Annotated in this window: 1 protein-coding gene; it reads right to left on the bottom strand. The window is 64.6% G+C overall.

Annotation, left to right across the window (positions count from 1 at the left end; translation table 11 throughout):
• Positions 1-49: 49 nt before the first annotated feature.
• A complete protein-coding gene (locus M3195_RS16690; RefSeq protein ID WP_251589213.1) occupies positions 50-1,216 on the bottom strand; it encodes an IS481 family transposase in 1,167 nt (388 codons plus the stop codon).
• Between the last annotated feature and the right edge of the window lie 93 nt (positions 1,217-1,309).

The raw sequence follows: 1,309 nt of genomic DNA, 5'->3' as shown, positions 1-1,309 counted from the left end.
TGTGATGTCTCAGGACATCGTGAACGGCTGAACCCCCGGTTTCGGGGGTTCAGCCGTTTTTTCGTTGGTAGTTCTTGGTGGGGTCGAGGGTGTATTCGGCGAGGAGCTCGCCGGTGCCGAGGCTGATGATCGTGGCGTCGTCGTTGTGGACGAGGCAGATGATCTCAGTGCGGGTGTGGGCGCGTCCGATCCCGAGATGGAGGAGTCTGCCGTGGTGGCGGAGGGTGATTTTTCCGTCGTTGTCGATGGTGTCGTAGCGGACGCGCCAGACGTTCGGGTCGTCGGGTGGTGCGGGGGCCGCTTTGGGAATGAGCGTGTAGGCGAACGCGGGGGTTTTGCGGCCGAGGGCGCGGTGGGGGCGGACGGTGTTGTAGTAGTCGCGGAACGTGTCGAGGCTGTGCTGCAGTTGGGGGAGAGAAGCGGTGGGGTGTGCGCGGAGGTGGGCTTTCAGCGTCTGCCAGAAGCGTTCGATCTTGCCTTGAGTGGTGGGTTTGAAGGGTTTGCCGTTCTTCTGGGTGATGCCCTGGACGGCGAGGAGCGTCTCGAACGCGTTCCCGGCTCCGTCGCCGCGCCCGCGCCCGCCGCGGGCCAGGCGGGTGGTGTAGACCATGCCGTTATCGGTGAGCGTCGCGGCGGGATATCCGTGCTGGTGGGCGGCGACGGTGAAGGTGTCTGTCACGACTCGTCCGGTGACGCGGGGGTGGGCGGTGAGGTGGAGCAGGTAGCGGGAGTGGTCATCGATCCAGCCGATCACTTCGATGTCAGCGCCGGTGGTGAGGGTGACATGGGTGAAGTCGGATTGCCAGAGCTCGTTGGGGCGGTCGGCGGTGAAGCGGTGCCAGGACGAGCGGGGACGTTTTTGTGGCTGTCGGGTGACTTTCCCGGCTGCGGTCAGGATCCGCCAGATCGTCGCCCGGGACAGGGTGATGTGTTCTCGGTGGAGGTGCTCGCTGATCGTGTCCGCGCCGGCATCGACACCGAGGGCAATGAGTTCATCACGCAACGCGAGGACGCGTTCACGGATCTGGGCCGGCGTCCGTGTCGGTGACGAGTGGGGCCGTCGCGAGCGGGGTGTGAACGCGGCGTCCCCCTCGTCCAGCCAGCGGTGGTGGAGCTTGTGGACCAGTGTTTTCGAGACTCCGTAACGGGCGGCGACTTCGCCGTAGGAGAGGTGTTGCACGGTCACGGCTTTGATCAGGATCTCGTACTTGGCCACCGTTCACGATGTCCTGAGACATCCCCGCGACACCAGATGAACTGTTCACGATGTCCCGAGACACCCGTTCACGATGTCCTGAAACCAGACACC

Origin of the sequence: Microbacterium hydrocarbonoxydans (assembly GCF_023715885.1) — a bacterium.
Classification (GTDB): Bacteria; Actinomycetota; Actinomycetes; order Actinomycetales; family Microbacteriaceae; genus Microbacterium; species Microbacterium hydrocarbonoxydans_C.
This window is presented reverse-complemented; position numbering and strand designations above follow the sequence as displayed.